The sequence below is a fragment of the Nannocystis sp. RBIL2 genome, from assembly GCF_026626745.1.
Taxonomy (GTDB): Bacteria; Myxococcota_A; Polyangia; order Nannocystales; family Nannocystaceae; genus Nannocystis.
Window position 1 is genome coordinate 4,514,899 of record NZ_JAPNJW010000002.1, and the last position, 18,297, is coordinate 4,533,195.

The 18,297-nt window shown below is 71.5% G+C and carries 16 protein-coding genes; 4 read left to right on the plus strand and 12 right to left on the minus strand.

Annotated elements, in window-relative coordinates; all coding sequences use genetic code 11:
• Nucleotides 1-170: 170 nt before the first annotated feature.
• From OV090_RS42775 to OV090_RS42810, 8 genes are all read right to left on the minus strand, one after another.
• On the minus strand, nucleotides 171-419 hold the full coding sequence (locus OV090_RS42775; RefSeq protein WP_267710663.1) for a hypothetical protein: 249 nt from the start codon (nucleotides 417-419) through the stop codon (nucleotides 171-173).
• 107 nt (nucleotides 420-526) lie between these two features.
• Complete coding sequence (locus OV090_RS42780; protein ID WP_267710665.1) at nucleotides 527-1,096, minus strand: hypothetical protein; 570 nt, start codon at nucleotides 1,094-1,096, stop codon at nucleotides 527-529.
• A gap of 569 nt (nucleotides 1,097-1,665) precedes the next feature.
• Complete coding sequence (locus OV090_RS42785) at nucleotides 1,666-2,661, minus strand: hypothetical protein (RefSeq protein ID WP_267710666.1); 996 nt, start codon at nucleotides 2,659-2,661, stop codon at nucleotides 1,666-1,668.
• A 155-nt stretch (nucleotides 2,662-2,816) separates the two neighbouring features.
• The gene (locus tag OV090_RS42790) at nucleotides 2,817-3,647 is read right to left on the minus strand and encodes an SDR family NAD(P)-dependent oxidoreductase (RefSeq protein WP_267710667.1); all 831 of its coding nucleotides are present in this window, start codon (nucleotides 3,645-3,647) and stop codon (nucleotides 2,817-2,819) included.
• A gap of 84 nt (nucleotides 3,648-3,731) precedes the next feature.
• Nucleotides 3,732-4,613 (minus strand): cation diffusion facilitator family transporter, encoded by an 882-nt coding sequence (locus OV090_RS42795; protein ID WP_267710668.1) that lies wholly within the window; start codon nucleotides 4,611-4,613, stop codon nucleotides 3,732-3,734.
• A 159-nt stretch (nucleotides 4,614-4,772) separates the two neighbouring features.
• A complete protein-coding gene (locus OV090_RS42800) occupies nucleotides 4,773-6,188 on the minus strand; it encodes a hypothetical protein (protein ID WP_267710669.1) in 1,416 nt (471 codons plus the stop codon).
• A gap of 100 nt (nucleotides 6,189-6,288) precedes the next feature.
• Complete coding sequence (locus OV090_RS42805; RefSeq protein WP_267710670.1) at nucleotides 6,289-8,925, minus strand: M16 family metallopeptidase; 2,637 nt, start codon at nucleotides 8,923-8,925, stop codon at nucleotides 6,289-6,291.
• Nucleotides 8,926-9,184: 259 nt separating this feature from the next.
• Nucleotides 9,185-10,468 carry a M20/M25/M40 family metallo-hydrolase gene (locus OV090_RS42810; RefSeq protein WP_267710671.1) on the minus strand — a complete coding sequence of 428 codons (1,284 nt, stop codon included), beginning with the start codon at nucleotides 10,466-10,468 and terminating at the stop codon, nucleotides 9,185-9,187.
• A 321-nt stretch (nucleotides 10,469-10,789) separates the two neighbouring features.
• Between OV090_RS42810 and OV090_RS42815 the strand changes: the two genes are divergently transcribed.
• Nucleotides 10,790-11,125, plus strand: coding sequence for a hypothetical protein (locus OV090_RS42815; protein WP_267710672.1), 336 nt, complete (start codon nucleotides 10,790-10,792; stop codon nucleotides 11,123-11,125).
• A 340-nt stretch (nucleotides 11,126-11,465) separates the two neighbouring features.
• On the opposite strand, the gene OV090_RS42820 is transcribed toward OV090_RS42815, so the two are convergent.
• Nucleotides 11,466-13,382: a lipoxygenase family protein gene (locus OV090_RS42820; RefSeq protein WP_267710673.1), complete on the minus strand. Its 1,917-nt coding sequence runs from the start codon at nucleotides 13,380-13,382 to the stop codon at nucleotides 11,466-11,468.
• 300 nt (nucleotides 13,383-13,682) lie between these two features.
• Between OV090_RS42820 and OV090_RS42825 the strand changes: the two genes are divergently transcribed.
• Nucleotides 13,683-14,396: a GTPase domain-containing protein gene (locus OV090_RS42825; RefSeq protein WP_267710674.1), complete on the plus strand. Its 714-nt coding sequence runs from the start codon at nucleotides 13,683-13,685 to the stop codon at nucleotides 14,394-14,396.
• Between the two features lie 66 nt (nucleotides 14,397-14,462).
• Here the strand turns inward: OV090_RS42825 and OV090_RS42830 are convergent, their stop codons facing one another.
• From OV090_RS42830 to OV090_RS42840, 3 genes are all read right to left on the minus strand, one after another.
• Nucleotides 14,463-15,101: a hydrolase gene (locus OV090_RS42830; RefSeq protein WP_267710675.1), complete on the minus strand. Its 639-nt coding sequence runs from the start codon at nucleotides 15,099-15,101 to the stop codon at nucleotides 14,463-14,465.
• Between the two features lie 439 nt (nucleotides 15,102-15,540).
• Nucleotides 15,541-15,993 (minus strand): DUF2062 domain-containing protein, encoded by a 453-nt coding sequence (locus tag OV090_RS42835; RefSeq protein ID WP_267710676.1) that lies wholly within the window; start codon nucleotides 15,991-15,993, stop codon nucleotides 15,541-15,543.
• Entirely contained in the window at nucleotides 15,993-16,394 is a 402-nt protein-coding gene (locus OV090_RS42840) for a hypothetical protein (protein WP_267710677.1), read from the minus strand. The genes OV090_RS42835 and OV090_RS42840 overlap by 1 nt, the downstream gene beginning before the upstream one ends.
• Nucleotides 16,395-16,492: 98 nt before the next feature.
• Here OV090_RS42840 and OV090_RS42845 point away from each other — a divergent pair, with 98 nt between their 5' ends.
• A complete protein-coding gene (locus OV090_RS42845) occupies nucleotides 16,493-17,095 on the plus strand; it encodes a TetR family transcriptional regulator (protein WP_267710678.1) in 603 nt (200 codons plus the stop codon).
• A 2-nt stretch (nucleotides 17,096-17,097) separates the two neighbouring features.
• Nucleotides 17,098-18,267 (plus strand): ferritin-like domain-containing protein, encoded by a 1,170-nt coding sequence (locus OV090_RS42850; protein ID WP_267710679.1) that lies wholly within the window; start codon nucleotides 17,098-17,100, stop codon nucleotides 18,265-18,267.
• Nucleotides 18,268-18,297: the final 30 nt, after the last annotated feature.

Sequence of the window (18,297 nt, forward strand, 5' to 3'; positions counted from 1 at the left end):
AATGGCGGTGGAGCAGCGCATCGTCACAATACGGGCACAATTCTTCGCTCGGCACCGGAGTGAGTTAGCGGCCGGGCAGCCCGACGAATTCGCAGCCGCAGACCCTTTGCGTTTCGCTATCTCCGGTCTCGCTCATTGCTCTGTACCGCTCGTGTCGTGGCCTCGGCCGGTCATGATTCGTCCACCGTCTCGCTCGAACGTCGCCCCCGGCGCTTGCGCGCTGGTTCCAGGGAGATCGGCGTCATGCCGTGGCGATAGGCTCGCAGCAGGTTGCGAGCGAGCTGCGCGCCCTCGTCGTCCGGGAGCTCGCGCAGCCGCAGGACCCACGCCTCGACGCTGCGCTCGTCGCCCTGCCACCCCACGGGCGCCAGGACCTCGACCAGGCAGGCGAACTCGGCGCGCTGTCGGGCACGAGCCATCGGCAGACGGTACTACGGAGCGCGCCGCCCGGCGACGGCACCGCCGCACGCCCATGCGCGCGAGCGTCCGCCGCGACCCTCAATGGCGAATCACTCGGGTCCCGGCGTCAGCACTCGAGCCGCGGCCACTCCGGCGTGCCCTTCGGGTCGAGGTCGATCGCCGCGGTGTGTCCCGCGACCAGGTCGCCCGCCGAGAACAACAGGGTCGCCTCGCCCGCCGCGTACACAGTCACCGCGTCGAGCCGCAGCGAATCACGGACCTTCGCCTCGGAGCGCGTCTCGCCCGCGCGCCACAGCGGCACCTTGCGGGCCATCCAGTTCGCCAGCTGCTGCTTCGCCGCCTCCAGGTGCGCGCGGACCTGAGCCATCGCCGCTTGCACCGTCGACACCAGCTCCGCGTCCTCGACATCGACGACGAGCACGCGGACCCCGCCGCCGTCGGTCCCCTGCCAGCCGAGCGAGTTCGCAGTCAGTCGGCCCACGCCCGCGACCTCGATTGCGCGCGACCCCTCGGCGAGGATCGTCTCCAGCTCCGCGAGCTCCTGGATGTTCAGGACCGTCCACGACGACGAGCCGTCGGCGTTGCGGATCCGCACCTCCCGCCCCTCGATCGAGAATTGGCTGCCGGCGCGGATCCTGGCGGCGATCGTCTCGGCCCTGCGTCGCGCTTCGCTCATGCGACTGTCAGTATTGGCGACGGCGACGCCCCTCTCAAGGAGACCCGCGCGCCGGCTCGCGCTGCGTCGTCCTTCACCGCCATAGCGGGCGCTCAGCCTCGAAACGCGCGGAAGCCGGCGGCGTCGAACGGCTCGCCCTTGGCCCACACGCTGAACTCGACCTAAGAGGCCAGGGTCTCGTAGTCGAGCACGTCGTCGGTCGGCCCGCTGCCGCTCCGAATCGACCATCGACATCGAACGCGCGACGAACATGGCGACCCGCGGGTCTTCCGCCGGGTCGCGGGCGAGCACCGCGGAGTCGGTGCCGAACCTCGACGAACACGACGGTGGTCGCCGTCGCGCCTCAGCGCTTGAGCACCTGGTAGTGGCTGACGACGCCCTTTTTATAGTTGGCGGCGAACGTCACGCCGCCGGCCTTCCACTCGTCGCGGTAGACATCGGCGGTGAGGGGCATCGCGGGGATGGTAGCGAGATACCGACGCGGCGCTGCCGGGGTTCCCCTGCGGACAGCATATCCACGGATACGCCTCGCGCAGGGCCGGCCGACCCCGGTCCTCGCCTTCGCCTCGTCAGTCGCCCCGATGAATCATCATCATATTAAAAGCCTGCGGCACAGGGTCCGTCCATTCGAGGCACTCGCGGGCCATCGTGTGCAGGTCGCGGAAGCGGCCCGCGAGGTTGACGACCACGCGATAGTCGCCGACATCCGTGCGCGTCTTGTGCGTCACCGGCACGGTCGGCCCGCCCTGCGACATCTCGACGAGCAGGGGGTCCCACGGGTCGTCGCAGTCGGTCGCCTGCCCGCATTCGCTGCCGTCGTGCGCCAGGGTCAGCGGCGCGAAGAAGTCCGGCATCCCCGCCGGCAACAGCTCCTGGGTCTCCATCCCGGCGAGCAGCAGCGTCGGCGCCGGCTCGACCGTCGACAGCGTGAACCACCAATCGCTCGCCCACGGCTGGGCCCGCGCGACCCACCGCAGCCGGTACGACTGGTCGAGCTGCAGCGCGACGCCGAAGTCCTCCGGCGCCACCGCCAGATCGATCATCGCCGTGGCGCTGGCGCAATCGAGCGTGAAGTGGAGCTTCAAATCCTCGGTGACGTCGATCAGCGTACAGTCGCCGTCGAACTCCTGATCGAGGGCGTCCCCGCCCGGCCACGGATCGAAGTACACGACCGGATACGAGAGCAGCGACGGATCGGGCTCCAGACACTGCAGCGGCGGATCGCCGCCGGTCGCGCTGCCATCGCCCGTGGTGTCGCCGGTCGTGCCGTCCTCCGAGGTCGTCGCGAGCCCGGTGGACTCGCTTGCGGTCGTGGACTCGGTAGTCACAGGCTCGCCGGTGCTGCCGACGGTCGAGACGCCCGTCGACGGCGCGTCGTCCGGCGAACCAGTCGAGGGCGAGGAGCCGCCCGCAGTCGACCCGGACGACGACCCGGACCCGGACTGCTGGACGTCGGTGTCGGTGTAGACGCCGAGATCACCTTGCCCCGGACAGCCGACGCTAGCGGTGAGCAGCGCCCCGGCGAACCACAGAAAGTTGGGAGAACCCGCGGATGACACGACCATGTAGCCGTGATTTCCCGGCCCCGGCGATTTCCGTGAGCCCGCCAGGCGAAAACCGTCCGCGGCGCCCGAGCCGCTGCGCGGGCCGGCCGCATCGCCCCACGGCCGCGTCGTCCCAGGCGAGCCGCGCCGCGGCACCTCGATCGCCCGCGGCGACCTCAGATGTGCTTGCGCGCCACCGCCACGGTGAGCCGCTGATACAGCGACGGCAGCAGCCGGGCCATCAGGTCGATGAAGTGCGCGTCGGGGCCGACCAGCACGCGTCGCTTGTTCTTCTCGACCCCGCGCAGGATCGTCTCGGCCGCCACCTCCGCGGTGGTGATGAAGTTCTTCTCGAACTTGAGGTTCGCGTTCGAGGGGTCGGCGCCGAGCGACGCGATGCTCGGATCGATGCGGCCGGCGCGGGCGATGTTGGTCTTGATCCCGCCGGGGTGGACGCTGGTGGCCGAGACGCCGCAGCGGAGGATGTCGAGCTCCTGGCGCAGCGACTCGGTGAAGCCGCGGACCGCGAACTTGGCCGCGTTGTAGGCCGACTGCGACGGCACGCCGATGAGGCCGAACACCGACGACGTGTTGACCACGTGGCCGTCGCCGCTCGCCTTGAGGTGGGGCAGGAACGCGCGGGTGCCGTGGACCACGCCCCAGAAGTTGATGTTCATCAGCCACTCGAAGTCTTCCAGGCGCATGCCCTCGACCGTGGCCCCGAGCCCGACCCCCGCGTTGTTGAAGATCAGGTTGACCTTGCCGTGCTCGCGCGCCACCTGGTCGGCCCACGCGTAGACCGCCTCGCGGTCGGCCACGTCGACGCGCTGGGTCGTCACCTTGACGCGAGCGTCTCGCAGCAGCGCCGCCGTCTCCGCCAGGCCGACCTCGTTGACGTCGGACAGCGCCAGGTGGCAGCCGCGGCGCGCCAGCGCCAGCGCCAGAGTGCGACCCATGCCCGAGCCGGCGCCCGTGATCGCCGCGACCTTGTCGGTGAAGCTCTTCATGTCCGGTCCATAGCAGCTTTGCCGCCGCCGGCCCAGCGCGACGACCGCTCGCTATCGGCCGACCCGGCGCGGCCCCCGACCCTCTCAGTCGAGCCAGCCGCTCCTCGGCTCGCGCGCCGCTGGATCGACGTGCACGAGCACCTTGGTGACCGGCCCCACGATCGCGCGCACGCCGGCCTGCAGCTCGAGGAACAGGTCGTGAGCGGCCCGCGTGGTCATGTCCGGATCGACGACGACGTGGAAGTCGACCACCGGCAGCTTGCCGCCGCGGGTCTTGAAGTCGTGGAACGACTCGATCTTGTCGCAGGCGACCAGCAGCTGCCGCAGCTCGGCCACGACCACGGGATCGAGGCTGCGATCCATGATCACGTCGAAGCCCTCGCGGATGATCGTCGTGGCCGAGTACATCAGATACAGCGCGAGGGCGATCGAGACGACGGTGTCGATGCGCGGCTCGCCGGTGAGCTCGACCAGGATCAAGGCGGCGAGCACCCCGAGGTTCGTCCAGATGTCGACGGTGTAGTGGAGCGCGTCGGCCTTGAGCACCAGGCTGCCGGTCTCGCGCGCGACCTTCCGCAAATAGGCCACTGTGGCGAGGGTCAGGCCGAGGAGCGGCAGCATGACGACGATGCCGAGGCATGGATCGTGGCCGGTCTCGCCCGCGATCGCGCGCGCGATCGCCTGATAGATGATGAAGCCGCCGGCGGCGCAGATGAAGCCGCCCTCGAACATCGCGCCGAGCCCCTCGATCTTGGCGTGCCCGTAGTTGTGCTCCGCGTCGGGGGCGCGGTGAGACACGCGCAGGACCACGATGTTGGCCGCCGACACGAACAGGTCGCCGAGCGAGTCCGCGGCCGAGGAGAGCAGGGCCATGCTGCCGCTGGAGACCCCGACGACGAATTTGGTGACGGCGCCGACGATCGCGTTGGCCATGGCGACCTGGACGGCCCGAACTTCGCGCTTCACGGCCGTAATCGTAGCACGCACGCCGAGCCCGGCGATCGCCGCCGCGTCGCTGAGAATTTTCTCAATCGACTCTCAATTTCGCCGCCGCGGATCACGGGAGGGCGCACCATCGATTCGCCACGCCGCGCCTCGTCGAAGACGGATGCACGGTGGTGCGGCTCATTCGGGCTTCAGGAACACCTCCTGCACCCATCCGCACGTACCGCCGTTCTGGCACGGCACGCACGCGCCCGGGTTCTGCGCCGAGCAGCCGCCCCCGGCCCCCGCGCCGTCGCTCGCCGGCGTCAGCGTCGGCGCCCCGCTCGAGATCACCTCGACGAAGTCCCACAGCACCCCCTGCGCGTCGCGGGTATGATAATAGGACTGCACGCGGTCGCCGTAGTGCAGCCAGTACTTGGTCGTGCTGTTCTGCGCCCAGTACAGATAGGCCCCGAACGGGTACACCAGGAAGAAGTCGGGGTCGTTGCCGTTGGCGAAGCAGGTGATCGACGGGTGCGGCACGTCCTTGCCGCACTTGTGAGTGCCCGCCGGGTAGCTGACGATCTTGCGGTGGGCCGTCGGCGTGAGGGCGCCGCCGCTCATGGCCCCGCACTCGAGCCGGCCGCAGTCGTCGGCGCCCTCGCTGCACGGGTTGGCCGCGCCGCAGGTGATGTTGTTGCCGGCGCACGCGGTCGGCTGGCCGCACGCCGCGCTGGCCTCGTAGTCGAGCCCCGCCGGCCCGCGCGCGCACGGGTGCGCCGGGTCGAAGCCGGCGAACACCATCGCCGCCGGGTCGTAGTAGATCCACCCCTGCATGTGGCTCGCCCCCGAATACGCGTACCCCCAATGGAACCCGGCGATGCCGGCTCGCAGCGGCGGCGCGCTGTCGGTGCAGGCGGCGATGTCCTGGTTGCCGCAGGTGTCGCCGCTCTGACAGTCGCCCGCCGGCATGTACCACGGCCCCGTGGTCGACAGGCCGATGTACGAGCCGGCCGGGATCGCCTGCAGCACCACGCCCTTGCTCGTCGGCCCCGGCGCGAACACCTGGTTCGGATCGCCCGAGAAGTCGCCGGAGTACTGCAGCACCGGCGCGACCGCGCGGAACGGATAATACCCGGCGTTGATGCCCCTCGCGGTCCACGCCTGCGCCAGGTCGGCGCAGCGGCCCCCGCCCTCGGTCGTCACCGCCTCCGCCGGCTTGCAAGCCGCCGCCCCGCACTGGTTGGGCGGCACGCCGTTGCCGCACACCTGGTCTCCTGGACATGTCCCGCAGTTCAGGGTGCCGCCGCAGCCGTCGGCCAGCTCGCCGCAGACCGCCCCCGCCGCGGCGCAGTCGGTCGGCACGCAGCCGGTCGGGTCGGGCGCGTCGGTGGTCGCCGGCGGCGTCGTCGTCGTCGTGGTCGTCGGCGTCGCAGTCGTCACGCTCGTCGTGGCGCCGGTCGACGTCGTGGCGGCGGTGGTGCCCGTCGCGTCGGCGCTCGTCGCGTCGGTGCTGCTCGCGCCGCTGCTCGCCGGCCCCCCGCTCGCCGCAGTCGATGCGCTCTCGATCGGCTCCCCCGAATCACCGCAGCCGACCAGGACCGCCGCGAACGCCATGAGACCCATCATTCCGTGACAGTGCGAGAGCCCGCGCATCCTTCGCGTATGCCAGGCTTCGCGCCGGCTGCCAACCGCGCGCGAATGCAGTCCTCCGCGCTCACAGCGAGCTCAACGATTCACAGCTCGCGGTCGACTCGCCGATGCAGACCGCGAACAGGCTGCCCGGCGCGAGCAACCGGGTCATCAGCTCGGCGACCGCGTCGGCCCTGGCCAGGACCACGTCGCGCGCCTCGCCGCGGTAATAGTCGAGCGGCAGGCCGTGAGCGACGATGTAGACGAGGCGCTCGGCGATCGAGTCGCTGTCGGCAGCCCCGGCCAAAATGCGCGCCGCGACCGGCCGCTGCGCCGCCGCCAGCCCCGCCGCGACCCCCTCGGCGGTGCGCAGGCGCGCCAGAGTCTGCCGCAATTCGGCGATCCCCTGGTCGAGGTGCACCGCGTCGATTTCGCCGCCGATCAGCACCATCTCGGCGTCGCACAGCTCGTCGCGGGTGACGCTGAGGCCGTACGTGACCCCGAGCCGCTGGCGCACGCCGTCGACGGCGTCTTCGAGGAGCTGCCGCACCAGCGACACTGTCCCGGGTTCGCCGCGCAGCTCGCTCGGCACCACGAATCCGAGCAGCACCCCGATCTGCGCATTCGTCGTCGGCGTCTCCAGGTGCAGGACCTTCGACGTCACGCGCGGGGCCGGGCGACTCGGGCGCGCCGGCGGGGCCGCGCGCTCGCCCCACGGGCCTTGCCGGCCGCCGAACGCCGCCTCTACGCGAGCCCGCGCGGCCGCCTCGTCGAACCCGCCGGCGACGATCAGCGTCGCCCGCCCGGCGCGGAAATGCTGCTGGCGGAAGGCGGCGATCGCCGCATCGCTGAGCTCGTCGAGCGTGCGGTCCAGGAACAGCGGCTCGACGCATTGATCGAGGACCCCTCGCGCGAGCTGTCGCCGCGTCGACTCGGCGGCGCGCTGCTTTTCGATCTCGCGGTATATCCCGTCGACCTTCGCCGCGCGCTCGGCGAAATCGTAGTCCCCGGCGATCACCCACGCCGCCAGCCCGCGCAGCAAATGCTCGGCCTCGCTCGCCAGCCCGCGCGCCTTGAAGATGGTCAGGTCGAGGTTGATGAACACGTCCGTCTCGGCCCCGCCGGCCGTCATCTTCGCCACCGCTTTGGCGTGCGGGCCCTGCTTCGGCGGGGCCACCAGCGCGGCCGCCAGCGCGGGCAGCAGCGGGTGCTCGGGGGCGTCGACGGCCCCGGCCTGGATCACCAGGCGCACGTCGACCAGCGGGCTCGACGACGGCGCGAGCACCACGGTCAGGCCATTGGCCAGAGTGAAGCTGCTGTTGCGACGGGTCGCGGGGATCTCGCTGAGCAATCTGGCCGCGACGTCGGGCCGGGCGGTGACGGGGTGGGCGTCGTCGGTCAATCGCGTCACCGCGGTGACCCCCGACCCGGCCCGCGCCGTCGACGGCTCGAGCGCGAACACCCGCGTGCGTCCCGGAGCCAGCACCTGCTCCGCCACCCGCGTCAGCGCGGCCGGAGTGAGCCCGTCGATCGCGCGCAGGTCGGTGGCCAGCGTCCCGCGCCGCGACCCGTCCGCGACCTCGACCAGCCGCTCTGCTCGCGCGTCGAGGCGTTCGAACCGCGTCGCCGCCGCGATCCGCAGCCGGCGCCGCAGCGCCTCGACCTTCTGCTTGTCGGCCGCGTCGCCTCGCACGTTGGCGACCGCCTGCGCCAGGATCTCCTCGGCGAACGCCCGCACCTCGGCCTGCACGCCGCCGGTGGCGATGAAGATCATCGCGGGCGCAGCGCTGCCGCCGAGGCGATGCACTTCGAGGCCCGAGATCTGCCCGTACGCGCCGACCAGCTCGCGGACCTCGCGTTCGACCGCTTCTGCGAGGATCGCGGCGAGCCGTCCGTCCTCGCTGTCCGCGGGCGGGAGGTGCAGCACCAGCGCGCTGCCCCACCCGCCGGGCAGCCCCGCCAGCGTCTCGCGCCCGCCGACGACGGCGACCGGCGGCACCGCGACCTCCGGCAGCGTCGTGCGCTTGGCGAGCGGCTTCAGCGTCGCCTCGGCGGCCGCCAGCGCGCGCGCCTCGGTCACGCCGCCGGTGATCGCGATCGACGTGTTGCCCGGCGTGAAGCGGCCGCGCAAATAATCACACACGTCCTTCGCCGTCAGCGCCGACACCGTCTCCGGCGTGCCGCCGAGCACGTGGCCATAAGGGTGGTCCGGCGAATAGATGCTGGCGAGCAATCGATCGTACGCGCCGACCGACCCGCGCGTGCGCGTCTCGATCTCGCTCAGCACGACGTTGCGCTCGCGCGCGAACACTTCGGGCCGCACCTCGCACGACCCGTCCAGCGCCGAGGCGAACAGCTCCAGCACCGTCGGCAGGTGCGCCGCCACCGTCGTCGCCATGAAGTCGACCGAATCCGCGCCGGTCGTCCCGCCGTACGCCAGCGCCTCCTCGCCCAGCGCCGCCAGCACCGTCCGCCCGTCGGCCAGCGTCCGCGCGAACGCCACGTGCTCGCTGAAGTGCGCCAGCCCGGCCTCCGCGCGCCCCTCGTTGCGGCTCCCCGCGCGCACCCGCATGTGGACCCGCACCAGATCGCCGGACGCATCGGGCGCCACATACAGCCGCAGGCCGTTGGCGAAGGTCCGCCACGAGCCCTCCGGCCCTCGCGCCGCCCGCGGCAGCCGGGCGGTCCCGCAGCCGACGAGGACGAGCGCCAGCAGGACCATCCACCCGCTCAGCGCCCGCGAATACCTCGAGGCGCGGGTCGCCCAATGCACATACCCCGCCCCCCGCGAGACCCCTCTCGCCGCCACCCGACCGCGGCGCCGCACCGTCGACGCCGCACCGGCCCGATCGGCCCCGAGGAACTCGTTCGCTACGCTCTGGTTCACGACGGGCACAGCCGTGACTGCGTATCACAGCCGCCAGGGCGCGGACACCCCGCGATCACGCCGCAGCGGACGAGCCCGACTCCAGGTCCAGGAATCACAGCAGCAGGCACGCCGCGGTCGGCATCTCGCTGTCGACCGCGAGCAGGCACTGCGCGCGCAGGCTGATCTGCACGATCTCGCGCGCCTCGGACTCGTTCGGCTCGCGACCGATCGCCGCGAGCGCCCGCGCGCGGGCCAGGTCGGCCTGCAGGCGCGCCCGCGCCAGCCCGGTGAATTCGTCGGTCCCGCGCGCCCCGCCCTCGCCGAGCCCCGCGGCCAGCAGCTCGGCCAGCACCGCGGCGTCGGCGGCTCGCACCGGCTGATCGCGCGCCCATACTGGCCGATCGGGCATGTCCGCGAGGACACGTACGTGGGCCTCGACCACGGCGATCGCCGCCAGCATCTTGTCGTACTTCAGGGTGTCCGGGGTGTCGCTCGGCTGGTGGTAATGCGGCGAGCGCCCGGTCGAGACGAACAGCGAGGGGATCTCCCGCTGAAAGAACGCGCCGTGATCGCTGAACGCCTGCCGCCCGTGCGGCAGATCTTCGACCAGGCGCAGGTGCATCGCCCGCACGAGCAACCGCGGGTCGTCGGCCAGGGCCGGCTCGGGCCGCCGCGCGAACGTCTCGCGGCCCATCACGTACAGCGGCGAGCGATGGCCGTCCCACAGGTCGCCGCCCAGCAGGTCGAGGCAGACCACCGCGACCAGCTGCTCGCGCGCGACGGTCGGATGCGCGACGAAGTGTTCCGAGCCCATCGTCGGCGTGCGGTAGTCGGGCGGCTCCTCGGCGTCGAAGGCCGCCAGCAGCACGCTGCGCGCCGGCGGGTCGGCGGCCAGCCGCCTGGCCACCGCGAGCGCGACCGCCACCCCGCTGGCGTTGTCGTCGGCGCCGGGATAGACGACGCCGCCGTGCTCGCCGAGGTGGTCGTAGTGAGCCGTCAGCACCACGTGCTCGCCGGCCCGCGCCGGGTCGCGCCCCGGCACCCGCGCCAGCACGTTGGCCCCGCGCGGCAGCGGCTGCTCGAAAGAACCTGTCTCTCCGGCCATCTCGAGCCCGTACGCCTGCAGCCCGGCCACGATCGCCGCCCGCGCCGCCGCCCCGCCCGGGCTGCCGTTGTCGCGTCCGGCGCACCCGGGGCCCGCGAGCAGCCGGACCCAGCAGCGCAGCGCCGCCGCCTCGTCGCCCTCGCCGGCGCAGGACGTCGGCGGGCTCGAGTCCGCGGGCGGGTCCGGAGGCGCAACCTCGACGTCCGGCGCCGGCGTCACCCGCCCCACCCCGGCCCGCTCGCCGCAAGCCACCAGCAAGCAGGCGGCGGCGAACAGACGACCGGGCCACATCCCCGCGACCGTAACACAGGCGCCGAGCCCGCTGGGCCCGCGGATTCCCCGAGGCCTCGCCGCATTGCGCCCCCCGACGACCTCGAGCCCCTCATCGGGGTCGGAAGACCGCAGCTCTCATCCCCGATCCGGGCCGCCCCTGCGCAATCACCGACACGGCAATTTGTGTGCCCGTATACCAAAATTTCGTGTTGCTCGCGGCCGCGCCGCTTTCTACATTCTCCCTCCGAATCGGGAGGTCGGTATGATCAACCGCCATTTCGCTGCATATACCCGCAACAGCCCCACGCCCCGCCGCCCGCAGGTCCCGAAGGGGGCGCGATGCTCGAGGTAGAGATCGACGTCGAGGTGGTCGAGCCGCCGCCGACCGGCGCGCCGCTGGACTTTCGCGAGCGACTGGTGCTCGCGCTCAAGACCACCGACGCGAGCGTGCTCGCGGCCGCCGAACGGGCCTTCCGCGGCGTGTGGCCGAGCATCCATGACTACATCGTCGAGCGACTGGCAGCCGACCTGCCGCCAGGGCTGGGCTGGGTGCTCGACTGCTGCGACCCCGCCGGCCTGCGCCAGGGCTACGAGGCCGGCGAGCGCGAAGTGTGGGCCATCCCGCTGGGCCACGGCCAGGCGATGGTGTTCGAGAGCGCCGAGGCCCTGGCCTAGGCAGTCGCCGATCCGCGACGCCTCGCCCGACCCGTCCCGCGTCGTCACGTCGCCCTCGCGCGGCGGCCCGAGCTCGCCCGAAGGCGACCGGACGTCGGGCTCGAACGGCTCGCCGTCGAGCTCGAAGCGATATCCGTCGGTGACCGGCCCGCTCCGACCGTCCGCACAGACAGTAGCGACCGGCCTGGCGACGCGACCGCTTCGACGCGCGCCTCGGGCGGGCGCTCCGCGGCGCCGGTGCACGCGACGAACCCGAGGAGCAGCGCGAGGACGCGGTCGCTCGTCGGGTCCGGCATTCATGAACTCTACGGCATCCGCCGCCGGCCGTCGAACGCGAGATCTAGATGTTGATCGATTGCGGGATCTGCGAAGGCAGCAGATAGCGGTAGTTCGGGCGCCGCAGGTTGCGCTCGCGGATCGTCTGCTCCACCGCCGCCAGCCGGCGCCCGAACGCTGCCTCGAGCTCCTTGCCCGCGCCCGGCCCGAAGTAGCTCACCGGACCGCGCGAGTAGTGACCGAGCCGGCCGTGGCAATGCGTCCCCAGCAATTTCAAAATGAACAGCTGGATGTGCGCCGATTCGTGGTCCGGCAGCATCTGCATGTATTCGGCCTCCGACACGTCCGGTCCGGCCGGCAGCGGTCCGCGCAGGGCCAACGGGTAGTGCGGCGCATAGGCCATGGGGTCCGCCTGCGGGAAGTTCACCGCAGCGTGCTGGGCGCTGCCGTTCCACACGATCTGAGTGACCATCTCGATCAGGTAGCCGCGCGTCCGCACCTGCGCCCCGCCCTCGCCGACCCCGCGGATGCCCCCGCCGACCAGCCGGCCCGCCGCGTCGGTCGCACGATACGCCCCCACCTGGCGCACCATCGCCTGCAGCTCGCCGTCGGTGGCCACCGCCTCGTCGCTCGCGTAGTGGTGATGCACGTAGTCGCGGACGAACGACTCGATCGCCGCCCACACCAGCTTGCCGTCGTCGCGGTACGGATAGTCGGCCAGCACTCCTGCGTCGTCGACCCCGCGGGCCGCCAGCTGCCGCGGGAACATCGACGCGTTGAAATCATGAGACTGCACCGCCTGGCCGCACAGCTGAATCGCCCCGCCGATCGTCGGCAGCAGCAGCTTGTCCACGTAGCCTGCCGGCGACACCAGCGATTGGTCGGCGCTCGCGTTGATCGACAGCGTCCCCTCGAAGTGCGGCACCAGCAGGCGGTGCAGCGGATGCCGCGCCGACAGGTTGTTGTGGACCGCCAGGCAGAACGCCTCCTGCACCAGGTGCGTCAGGCCGAGGTGGCTGATCGTCTCGTGCACCGTGCCGTCGGCCGCGTGGACCGCCGCCTTGGCCGCCGTCCACGCCAGCCCGTCGCGCGGCGTGAACACCGGGTAGCGGCGGCCGCGGTGGCCTTGCGGGAACAGCTGAATCGCGATCGGCCTCAGCTTCCCGCCGATCGCCGCGAACAACGCCAGCGGCGCCACCACGACCTTCTCGCGCCCTTTGCCCGCGTAGGCCGCCTCACGGGCCTCGTAGGCCGCGTTCCAGCCCGCCGGGTCGGTCGCGTAGTCGATGTCGATGCCCGCGGGCACCGGCACCGAGCCCGGCTGCACGCCCAGCAGCTCGCGGTATTCGCAGACGAACAGCCGCCCCTCCGCCCGCGCCGCCGCCAGGGTGTCGGCCTCGCCCACCGCCGCCGCGTAGTGCTCCGCCTCGACCGCGAAGTCCGGCGGCAGCCCGACCTGTGGATCGACGCGGCGCAGCCACGCCGGGTTGGGACCTGCGAGGCGCATGCGGGCGAACGTCGAATCGACGTGCAGCTCGGCCACCTCCGCCGGCAGCCGCCATTCGTGGAACAGCCCCGCGTAGTCGGCGAGCCGCGCGACGGGCAGCCCCGCCTCGCCGGCCACCACCACCTCTCCCACCTCGCGCAGCCCGCCCTCCAGCCCGCCCTTCTCGACCGCGAGCATCAGCTCTGCCAGCTGCGCCGGCTCGGGCAGCCCCGACACCTTCACCGCGTTGACCACCAGGCGCGCCGCCACCCCGGCCAGGCCGCGCCGCCACCCCGCGTCCGGCCGCTCCGTGTCCGCCAGCGCCGCGCACATCGCCAGCCCGCGAATGTTGGCCTTGTCGTAGCTGTAGCGGTACGCCTCGCGGGCGAGCTCGAGCCGCCGCTCGCGCCCCGGGCGGTCCGGATCGTCCTGAGGGAGGCTGAGCTGCGGCGGCAGGAGGTCGAACTGCGGAACGATGTCGGCGATCGGATTCATGGGACCTTGATTGGCAATGATGGCACGCGGGTCCGGGGTCGGGCTGGCCGTAGACGGACAGCCGGTGTCCTCCGCCCGGCCAGCGCTCGCGCGCCGCGAATCACCGCTCTCGCGTGACCGGGCGCCGGTTCGAGCCGACGGCGCGCAGTCCTTGCCGGCCCGCGAATCCTCCTACCTCGCGCAGGGCCGTCCGCGATCGGCAATCAGGACGCGGACGGCGGGCTCTGCGCGAAACCGCGCAAAGCACGCACACGCGGCCCCCTTGCCTGTTCTGCCGGGATTTCCGACTATTCGACGCAGGTGTCCTTCATCAACACCAAGGCCGGCGAGATCGGCGTCAAGGTCGTGTACTTCGGCCCGGCTCTGGCCGGCAAGTCGACCAACATCCGCACGATCCACCGCAAGACGCGGCCGGCCTTGCGCGGGCGGCTCGACGAGATCGCGGGCGACCTCGAGCCGATGCTCTCGTTCGACTTCGCCCCGGACACCTTGCCGCGGATCGCCGATCGCTACCGCGTGCGGCTCCACCTCGTCACGGTGCCGGGTCCGGTGATGAGCCCGGTCTCGCGCAAGCTGGTGCTGAAGGGCGTCGACGCCGTCGTGTTCGTCGCCGACACCCAGGAGGAGGGCGGCGAGCTGGTGCGCTTCGAGGACAACGTCGAGTCGATGCAGCAGCTGCTCACGCTGCTCGACGACCTCGGGGTCGACAGCGCGGTCATGCCGATGGTGCTGCAGTACAACAAGCGCGACCTCGTCGAGGGCCCCGCGCTGCGGCCGCCCGAGACGGGGCATTCGCAGCCGATCATCCTGTCGACGCTGGAGGCGCTCGACGAGGCGGTAAACCCCAACGGCCTGCCGACGATCGAGGCCGTCGCCACCCAGGGCATCGGCGTGATGGACACCCTGCGGGTCGTCGTCAAGGACCTGCTCGAGCCGCTGCGCGCCGAGTACGAGAGCAGCGGCGACCGCTACCCGATCGCCGCCGGCAGCTCGGGCGGCTGGCCGCGCCTGTGACCGTGACATGTCCCGAGGGACAGGCGCCCACCGCGGCCGGCGGCGCCTGCCCCCAGGACGCGGCGCTCAGTCTTCCTGCTTCGCCTCGTACGAGTCGATCAGGTGCTTGTAGTTGGGCACGTGCTCCATCATCAGCTTCTTGAAGCCGCCCTCGTCGTCTCGCCAGTCGCGCAGCAGCTCCGACGCCGCCGCGAACCACGACATCGGCTGCGCCCCGGCCACGACCATGCGGGCGATCGCCCCGCCGGCCGAGCCCACGCACAGCGAGCCCGACGCGTCGGTCACCACGTAGACCTTGTAGCCGGCCTCGAGCGCCGACAGGGTCGCGAACGCCACGCACACGTCGGTCGTGATGCCGGCGATGATCAGCTGCTTGCGCCCGGTCTTCTTGACCGCCTTGACGAACTCGGCGTTGTCCCAGGCGTTGATCTCGCCGTCGCGGCGGACGATCTGCGCCTTCGGCAGGCGCTCGCGCAGCCCCGGCATCAGCGGTCCGTTGGGTCCGTCCTCTTTGCTGGTGGTGACGACCACCGGTAGCTTGAACAGCTTGGCGGTGTCGGCCAGCGCGAGCACGTTGTGCTCGAACACTGTGGGGACGTGGTCGTGGACCAGCTGGAACAGGCCCGACTGGTGGTCGATGATCAAAAGAGCCGCCTCGTCCTTCGACAGGCGGTCGTACTTCACTTTTGCGCGTTCGGTGTCCATGATGTGTCCTTTCGAACAAGTACGCAGGCGCGCGTTGAATCGCGGCCTGCGACCGGACACCATTCGCCACGGACCGCGGCGCGCGAGGCTCCGGCCGCGAAGGCGGTCCGGCCCGTGTTCGGCCGCCTCGCCGCTCGCCCCCGCGCGGGCGGTCGCGGCCGCCGCGGCGCGCCCGTGCGCCCGGACTCGGCCGACCTGTCCGTCGAGACAGCGCAGAGACGCCGCCAGCGCCGCGCGCTCCTCGTCGTTCGGCGCGCCCAGGACCCCGTGCGGGCCGCCGCCCCGATCACTTCGGACAGCGCCGTCGAGCCGGCGTGCGCCTGCCCCTCATGACATGTCCTAAAGGCCAGATAGCCCGAGCTCGCCGTCGGCGATCAGCGGCCGGGCGACAAGCGCTCGTGCCGGTCCGCGCAACTCCCGTGGTCGTCGTCTCGGCCCGTCACGCGTCCTTCGCCGCCACGTGCGTGCGTCGCCACTGCCGGACCGCCACGTACACGAGCGTGTACGACAGCCCCGCGAGCGTCGGGATCGCCACCGCCGCGCCGAGGGCGAACGGCCCGAGCATCGACGTGAACAGGTCCCACCAGCCGGCGCCGTCGAGCGCCCGCAATTCGGCCCACGACGGCAGCGGGCGGCCCATCAGCGCCAGGCCGAGATACAGCTCGCCGGCGTAGAACGCCGCCCCGGTGACCGGGTTCACGACCGCAGTGCCGAGGTACGTCGCCGGGATGTTGACCTTGAGCAGCGGCGCCAGGGCCAGGGCGATCAGCATGCCCGCGAACGGGATCGGGATCAGCGACAGCCCGACGCCGAGGGCGAACCCTCCGGCGACTCCTTGCGGCGTGCCGTTCAGCGCCAGCAGCCCCGCGACCCAGGTGCGGACCCGCCCCATCACTTCGTCTCGTGCTTGTCGTTCTTCTCGAGCTCCGCGTTCGCGGCCTCGACCCCGGCCTTGGCCGCGTCCTTGATCTCGCGGAACTCGGTCTTGCCCTTCTCGAGGGCCTCGCGCGCGCCCTGCTCGACCTTGTCTGCGCCGTGCTGGATGTGCCTGGCCGCGTCCTCGGCCCCGTCCTCGATCTTCTCGCCGGCGACCTTCGCCCCCGACTCGACCACGTCGACCGCCTTCTCGGCGCCCACGCGGACCTTCTCTCCGGCCGCCTTGGCCGCCCGGGCGGCGGCATCGACCGCCTCCTTCGTCTCCTCGGCCGCGCGCTTGCTCGCCGCCGAGTCGCCGCAGCCGGCCAGAAGCCCCGAGAGCACGACCGCGAGCGCTTGAATTGTGTGTCCGCGCATGGATTTGTCCTCCGAAATCGGCCCCAAGCGTGATCGCGAACTCCGGTTCGGACAAGCACGCTTGCATATCTACTCGGGAGTAGATATGGTCGACGAGGATGGGTCGACCGGCAGCAGGGAGCAACACCACGGCCACCCCCGAGCGGCTGCTGGACGCCGCCGACGCCGTGTTCGCGCAGCACGGGTTCCGCGGCGCCCGGCTCGAGGACATCGCCGCCGCCGCGGGCATCCGGCGGCCGTCGCTCCTCTATCACTTCCCGTCCAAGGAGCTGCTCTACAACGCGGTGGTGCGGCGCACCTTCCAGCGCCTGGGCGCCGCGCTGACCGAGGCGATGCTGCAGCCCTCGAGCTTCTCCGAGCGCTTCGACGCCATCATCGACACCTACACCCACTTCCTCGAGGAGCACCCGGAGCTGGCGCGGATCCTCGTGTGGGAGCTGCTCGACGGCCAGGGCCCCGGGCGCGTCGTCCTGCTCGAGCAGGTCGTGCCGCTGCTCGACCTGACCGAGCGGTTCGCCCGCATCGAGGGCCGTCGCCACATCCGCGCCGACCTGCCCGTGCGCGCGGCGATCTTGCAGATCGCCAGCGACCTCGTGCTGCGCACGTCGGCCCGCGAGTTCAAGAGCGCCCTGTGGGGCGACCAGGTCCACGCGCGGGTCCTCGCCCGCGCGCTCTTCTTCTCGAACACCAGCGGAGACTAGCGATGCAAGTCAAGGAGCTCCTGAACCAAGCCAGCGCCTACAACCCGAGCACCGTCTTACAGAAGGTGCTACGCAGCGGCAACGTCAAGGTCGCCCTCAACCTGCTGGGCCCGGCGATCCGCGGCCTCGTGCTCCACGGCGGGCGCAGCAGCACCAGCGAGATGCAGGCCAATCACAAGGCCCACTTCGACTGGACGTATCAGCGGACCCAGCCCGAGATGGCGCGCCTGTACGAGATCGCCAAGACCTCGCAGTGGAACGCGACCACCGACCTCGACTGGTCGATCGACGTCGACCCGTTCGACGCGCGCAGAGAATTGTTCCCCGAGCAATTGTCGCCGCTGCCGAGCATCCCCGCCTACCGCAAGCTCGACGTGCGCGGCCAGCAGATCCAGCGCCACGCGCTGCTGGCATGGATGCTGTCGCAGTTCCTGCACGGCGAGCAGGGCGCCCTGTTCGCCGCCTGCCAGGTCACCGAGGCCGTGCACTGGGTCGACGGCAAGCTCTACGGCAGCACCCAGGTGGTCGACGAGGGCCGCCACGTCGAGGTCTTCTATCGCTACCTCAACGACAAGCTCGGCAAGCTCTACACCGTCAACGACAACCTGTTCACCCTCATCGACGCGCTGATGACCGACGGCCGCTGGGACCTCAAGTTCCTCGGCATGCAGATCATGGTCGAGGGCCTGGCCCTGGCCGCGTTCGGCACCCTGCGCCAGACCAGCCGCGAGCCGCTGCTGCGCGAGCTGCTCAAGTACGTCATCACCGACGAGGCCCGCCACGTCCACTACGGCGTGCTGTCGCTGCGCGACTTCTATCATCAGTTGCCCGAGCCCGACCGCCGCGAGCGCGAGGACTGGGCCTTCGAGGTCGCGGTGCTGATGCGCAACCGCTTCCTCGCCCACGAGTTCTACGACGAGTTCTACGCCCACGCCCTCAGCCGCAAGCAGTGGGACGAGCTGATCCTCAGCTCGTCGTACATGCAGAACTTCCGCAAGACCATGTTCCGCCGGCTGGTCCCCAACCTCAAGCGCATCGGCCTGCTCACCGACCGTATCCGCCCGCACTACGCCGCCCTCGGCCTGCTCGAGTGGGAGAACGAGCGCGCCGCCCCCGACATCACCGCCGGCGACCTGATCCGCGACTCCGACACCCCCGTCGCGCTCAACTGAGCACCTGTCCTGCGGGACATCTCATCTGTC